At 73.8% G+C, this 4,262-nt stretch carries 2 protein-coding genes; both read right to left on the bottom strand.

All coding sequences use genetic code 11. From position 1 onward, the window contains the following. A partial coding sequence (locus tag ACJ73U_RS44950; protein ID WP_407783920.1) for a beta-ketoacyl synthase N-terminal-like domain-containing protein occupies nucleotides 1-1,011 on the bottom strand: 1,011 nt, incomplete at its 3' end. A gap of 16 nt (nucleotides 1,012-1,027) precedes the next feature. Next, nucleotides 1,028-4,262 (bottom strand): SDR family NAD(P)-dependent oxidoreductase (locus tag ACJ73U_RS44945; RefSeq protein WP_407783919.1); only part of this gene is annotated, 3,235 nt, incomplete at its 5' end.

Genomic DNA, 4,262 nt, shown 5'->3' with positions numbered 1-4,262 from the left:
GGTGCCGTGCGCCTCGACCGCGTCGATGTCGTGTGTGGACAGTCGGGCGTCGGCGAGCGCGGCGCGGATGACCCGCTCCTGCGACGGCCCGTTCGGCGCGGACAGGCCGTTGGACGCGCCGTCGGAGTTCACCGCCGAGCCCCGCACCACCGCGTACACCTGGTGGCCGTTGCGGACCGCGTCGGACAGCTTCTCCACCACGAGGATGCCGACGCCCTCGCACCAGCCGGTGCCGTCCGCCGCGGCCGCGAAGGACCTGCAGCGGCCGTCGGAGGACAACCCGCCCTGGCGACCGAAGTCGAAGAACGCGGACGGCGTGGACATGACCGTGACGCCGCCGGCCAGCGCCAGGTCGCACTCGCCGTTCCGCAACGCGTGCGCGGCCTGGTGCAGCGCGACCAGCGACGAGGAGCACGCGGTGTCGACGGTGACCGTCGGGCCGACGAGGCCGAGGACGTAGGAGATCCGGCCGGAGCCGGCGGCGGGGGCGGCGCCGGTGTTGTAGTAGCCGCCGAGGTCCTCGTCGGAGGCCATCATCAGCGTGCCGTAGTCGTCGCCGTTGATGCCGGCGAACACGCCGGTCTGGCTGCCCCGCAACGAGAGCGGGTCGATGCCGGCGTGTTCCAGCGCCTCCCAGGAGACCTCGAGGAGGAGCCGCTGCTGGGGGCTCATGGCCAGCGCCTCACGCGGGCTGACGCCGAAGAAGCCGGCGTCGAAGCCGGCCACGTCCGCGAGGAACCCGCCGCGGCCGGAGCCCGTCGAGTCCAGGCCGAACCGCTCCGACAGGGCCGCCCAGCCGCGGTCGGTGGGGTACGGGCCGGTGGCGTCCACGCCGTCGGCGACCAGCCGCCACAGCTCGTCGGGGCCGTGGGCGGTCGGGTACCGGCAGCCCATGCCGACGATCGCGATCGGTTCCGGCTGCCTGGTCTGCAACTCCCGCAACTGCTCGCGGGTCCGCGTTAAGTCCGCCGTGACCCGCTTGAGGTACTCGAGCAGCTTGTCGTCGGTCATGTTGAGTGTCTCCTAGTCAGGCGACGCCGAGGTCGTCGATGAAGGCGAGCAGCGCCTCCTTGGACGCCGACTTGAGCTTGTCCACCACGGAGGTGACCTGCCCCTCGCCCGCCGTGGCCGACAGCGTCCTGTCGTTCAGTTCGCCCACCAGCGCCTGCAGGCGGGCGACGATCCGGGTGCGTTCGATCTCCTGGACGGGCAGACCGGCGACGGCCTGCTCCAGCTTGTCCAACGTGGACACCGCGGAGTCGCCGGTCTCGCCGGCCAGGCCGAGCCGGCCGCGCAGGAACGCGGCGAGGTCGGTCGGGTTCGGGTGGTCGAACACGAGGGTCGCCGGCAGGGTGAGCCCGGTGGCCGCGGCCAGCTGGTTGCGGAGCTCCACGGCGGCGAGCGAGTCGAAGCCCAGCTCGCGGAACGCGGCCCGCGGCGGCACGGCGTCGGCGCTCGCGTGCCGCAGTACGGCCGCGGCCTTCTCGCGGACCAGGTCGAGCAGTGCGCGTTCCTGGTCTGCCTCGGACAGCGCGGCGAGCCGGCTGACCAGGTCGTCGGCGCCGGCGTCCGGCTCGACCGTGTCCTCGGCGGCCAGCACCGCGGCGGCCGCCGGGACCCCCCGCAGCAGCGGGCGGGGGCGGGCGAGGGTGTAGGTCGGCACGAAGCGGGCCCAGTCGATGGCCGCGACGACCAGGTTCGCGTGGTCTTCCGCGACGGCCTGCCGCAACGCCTCGATGGCCAGGCGGGGTGCCATGGCGTCGAGGCCGTAGCGGGACAGGTCGCCCTCGGCGGCCATGGTGTCCCCACCCCAGGCGCCCCAGGCGATCGACGTGGCGGGCTTGCCCCGCGCCCGGCGCCGGTGGGCGAGCGCGTCGACGTAGGCGTTGGCCGCGCCGTACGCGGCCTGCTGGCCACTCCCCCAGATCGCCGCGCCCGAGGAGAAGAGGACGAACGCGTCGAGGTCGCCGGTCAGCTCGTCGAGATGGCGGGCGCCGTCGACCTTGGCGCGGCCGGTCTCGGCGAAGTCCTCGACCGTGGTCGCGGACAGCGGCACCGGAACCGGAAGGGCACTGGCGGCGTGCAGGACCGCGGTGAGAGGCGGAACCCGGTCGAGGAGGTCCGCGACCGCGTCCCGGTCGGCGACGTCGCAGGCGGCGATCGTGACCCGAACTCCCTGTGCGGTCAGTTCCTCCTCGAGCTCCGCCGCGCCGGGTGCGTCCGCGCCGCGGCGGCTGGTGAGGACCAGGTGTTCGGCACCGTTCTCCGCGAGCCAGCGCGCCAGGTGGGCACCGATGCCGCCGGTGCCGCCGGTGACGAGGACCGTGCCGCGCGGACGCCACGGGGTGGCGGGCATGGCCGGTGCCGGGGTCATGCGGCGGGCGAGGAGACCGCCCTCGCGGACCGCGAGCTGGTCCTCGTCCCCTGTGGACAGTGCGGCGGACAGGTTCGTCAGCGTCCGGGGTTCGAGGTCCGGCAGGTCGACGAGACCACCCCAGCGGTGCGGCAGGTCCAGGGCGAGGACGGTGCCCAGCCCCCAGACCGCGGCCTGCCCGGGGTCTGGGACGTCGGTGCCGGTGGCGGCGACGGCGTTCGTGGTGACGCACCACAGCGGGGCGGTCACCTCGAGGTCGCCGAGGGCCTGGACGAGTGGGATCGTCGCCGCGGCCGGTTCGTCGTCCAGCGCGAGGAGGGAGACGATGCCGTCGGCCTCGCCGACGACACGGCGCAGCGCGGTGCTGATCGCGCCGCGGTCGCGGGTGTCGATGGGAACGCGAATGACGCCGGCCCCCTGTTCGGCCAGTGCGTCGGCGACCGTGCTCAGGTCGTCGCCGTTGCGTCCCACCACGATCCAGCGACCGAGGTGGGAGCTCGCCGGGCTCTCCAGGCGCTCCCAGGTGATCCGGTATCGCCAGGAGTCCACGGTGGACCTGTCGTGCGTGTCGGCGCGCCAGGTCGCGAGGGCGGGGAGGACCGTGGCCAGGGCCGTGGCGTCGACCTTGAGCTGGTCGGCCAGTGTGGCGGCGTCGCCGGCGCCGACGAGCTGCCAGAACCTCTCGGCGGCCGGGTCCTCGGCCGGGGTGATCGCGGCCGGTTCGAGCCAGTAGCGCCGGCGGGTGAAGGCGTAGGTGGGGAGGTCGACGACCTTCGGGTTGTGCGGCGCGAAGAACGCGGGCCAGTCGATGTGCCTGCCCCGGCAGTGCAGTGCCGCCACCGCCTCGACGGCGGTCCGGGCGCCCGGGTGGTTCTTGCGCTGCGTCGCGATGAAGCTGGCGTCCGAGGTGGCGGCGGCCGGGCCGAGCGCGGCGAGGACGGCGTCGGGACCGAGCTCGACGAAGGTGCGGACCCCCTGTGCTTCCAGGGTGGTGATGGCGTCGGCGAACCGGACGGTCTGGGCGACGTTGCGGATCCAGTACTCCGGGCCGCTCATGTCGGTGACGTCACCGGTGACCGTCGACACGATGGGAACGCTGGGTTTGCGGTAGGTGAGGCGCGCGGCGACACGGGCGAAGCCGGCCAGCATCGGCGCCATCAGGGGCGAGTGGAACGCGTGGCTCACCGCCAGCCGACTGGTCTTGCGGCCGGTGAAGGCGGCGGCGACGGCCTGGACGGCCTCTTCGGGCCCGGAGAGCACGACCGAGGTGGGGCCGTTGATCGCGGCGATGCCGACCTCGTCGGTGAGCAGGGGCGTGACCTCGTCCTCGGTGGCCTGCAGGGCGACCATCGCGCCGCCGGGTGGGAGGTCCTGCATGAGGCGGGCACGGGTGGTCACGAGCGTGGCGGCGTCCTCGAGGGACAGGATGCCGGCGACGTGGGCGGCCGCCAGCTCGCCGATCGAGTGGCCGGCGAGGTAGTCCTGGTGCACGCCCCAGGAGCGGACCAGCGCGTGCAGGGCGACCTCGACGGCGAACAGGGCGGGCTGGGTGTAGGTGGTCTGGTTGAGCAGGTCCTCGTCGTCCCCCCAGACGACCTCGCGCAACGGGCGGTCGAGGTGCTCGTCGAGCGCGTCCACCACCTCGTCGAAGACCGCGGCGAAGACCGGGAAGGCGGCAGCGAGGTCGCGCCCCATCCCGAGGCGTTGCGAGCCCTGCCCGGTGAAGAGGAACGCGGTCTTTCCGGTGGTTGTGGTGTGCCCGAGGTCCAGGCCGTCCAGCGCCTCGACGAGGTCGGCCCGGCTGGCGGCGACGACGGCGGCGCGGTGCTCGAAGTGGGCACGCGAGGTGGCCAACGAGTACGCGAGGTCGGCCGTGGACAACTCCGGG

Source organism: Actinophytocola sp. (assembly GCF_045807065.1).
Lineage (GTDB): Bacteria > Actinomycetota > Actinomycetes > Mycobacteriales > Pseudonocardiaceae > Actinophytocola.
Note: the sequence above shows the minus strand (reverse complement) of the source record. Positions and strands in the feature narration are given on the sequence as shown.